General features: G+C 71.4%; 2 protein-coding genes. One reads left to right on the top strand and one right to left on the bottom strand.

Annotated features, from left to right (window positions below; genetic code table 11):
- Positions 1-1206: methionine--tRNA ligase (gene metG / locus VGD85_RS00480; RefSeq protein WP_331061483.1), on the bottom strand; the 1206-nt coding region annotated here is incomplete at its 3' end.
- 63 nt (positions 1207-1269) lie between these two features.
- On the opposite strand from metG, the gene VGD85_RS00475 reads away from it, so the two are divergent.
- Positions 1270-1950, top strand: a complete 681-nt coding sequence (locus tag VGD85_RS00475) for a GOLPH3/VPS74 family protein (protein ID WP_331061482.1) — start codon at positions 1270-1272, stop codon at positions 1948-1950.
- The last annotated feature ends 17 nt before the right edge of the window (positions 1951-1967 follow it).

Raw genomic sequence — 1967 nt, 5'->3', positions numbered from 1 at the left:
CAGCTCGTCGTTGGTGCGGCGCACGAACTCCGACCAGGTGAAGTCGGAGTCCTGGTTCTCCGGTCCGGCGGCGGCCACGAAGTAGCGGAACGCGTCGGGCTGGTAGCGGCTGAGCAGGTCACGGACGTAGATCACGACCCGCTTGGAGGAGGAGAACTTGCGGCCCTCCATCGTGAGGAACTCCGAGGAGACGACCTCGGTGGGCAGGTTCAGCTCGCCGTACTGCCGCGGCGTGCCGCCCTTGGCGCCCTTGCCGGAGTACGCCAGCAGCTCGGCCGGCCAGATCTGGCTGTGGAAGGTGATGTTGTCCTTGCCCATGAAGTAGTACGACAGGGCCTCGGGGTCGTTCCACCAGTCCCGCCACCGGTCCGCGTCGCCCAGCCGGCGCGCCCACTCGATCGATGCCGACAGGTAGCCGATCACCGCGTCGAACCACACGTAGAGCTTCTTGGTCGGGTTCTCCCGCCAGCCGTCGAGGGGCACGGCGATGCCCCAGTCGATGTCGCGGGTCATCGCCCGCGGCCGGATCTCCTTGAGGATGTTCTGGCTGAACCGGATCACGTTCGGCCGCCACGTGCCCGAGGCCTCGCGCTCGTCGAGCCACTCCCCCAGCGCGTCGGCCAGGGCCGGGAGGTCGAGGAAGATGTGCTGGGTCTCGATGAACTCCGGGGTCTCGCCGTTGATCTTCGAGACCGGGTTGATCAGGTCGGCGGGGTCGAGCTGGTTGCCGCAGTTGTCGCACTGGTCGCCGCGCGCGCCGTCGTACCCGCAGATCGGGCAGGTGCCCTCGATGTAGCGGTCGGGCAGGGTGCGGCCCGTCGAGGGCGAGATCGCCCCGTGCGTGGTCTGCTCGACGAAGTAGCCGTTCTCGTAGACCCCGAGGAACAGCTCCTGGACCACCGCGTGGTGGTTGCGCGCGGTGGTGCGGGTGTAGAGGTCGTAGGTGAGGCCGAGCGAGACGAGGTCCTCGGCGATGATCCGGTGGTTCCTGTCGGCGAGCTCCTGCGGCGAGAGGCCCGCCTCGTCGGCGGCGATCAGGATCGGGGTGCCGTGCTCGTCGGAGCCGGAGACCATCAGCACGTCGTGGCCCGCCATCCGCATGTACCGACTGAAGACGTCGGAGGGCACGCCGAACCCGGCCACGTGGCCGATGTGGCGCGGGCCGTTTGCGTACGGCCAGGCGACGGCGGACAGGACACGACTCATGGGGGCAATCCTAGAGATGGGGGCGAGCGGGTTCGCCGGCGCGGGCGCGGTAGCGTCGATCGCGTGGAGATCCTGATCGCCGAGGACATGCTCCTCCTGCTGCTCGACGACGAGAGCGGCAAGCTCACGCTCACCTCCTATCCGCAGACCGTGCTGGGCGGGGCGCTCCTCGTGGAGCTCGCGGCCACCGGCGCCGTCGAGGTCGAGGAGAAGACCGGCTTGTGGCGCTCCGCGAAGGTCCGAGCCGTGGCCGGCGCCGCTCCGGCGGACCCGGTCCTCCGCGCGGCGTACGACGTCATCGGGGAGCCGCCGCGCACCGCCCAGGACCTCGTCGAGCGCCTCGGCAAGGGCACCCGCGACGCCCTCGCCGACCGGCTGGCCGGGCGCGGCCTGGTCGAGCGACGCGACGACCGCGTGCTGGGCCTGTTCCCGCGCACCCGTTGGCCCGCGGTCGACTCGACCCACGAGCAGGACGTACGCCGGCGGCTCACCGCCGTGCTCGTCCAGGGCGTCGAGCCGGACGAGCGCACCGGCGCGCTGGTCGCGCTGCTCTCGGCCATCGACAAGCCCCACAAGGTCGTCGACCACGCGGGCCTGTCCGCCGGCGAGGTCCGCAAGCGGGCGAAGGCGATCGCCCAGGGCGACTGGGCGGCCAAGGCCGTCCGCGACGCCATCGCCGCCTCCACCGCGGCCATCACGGCGGTCGCGGCGACGACGGCGGCGGCCGGCGCGGCCAGCAGCTGAGCCCTCCGGACGGGGTC

It is taken from the genome of Nocardioides sp. (assembly GCF_036401255.1).
Classification (GTDB): Bacteria; Actinomycetota; Actinomycetes; order Propionibacteriales; family Nocardioidaceae; genus Nocardioides.
The sequence above is the reverse complement of the archived record's forward strand: the minus strand, read 5'-3'. Positions and strand labels throughout refer to the sequence as shown.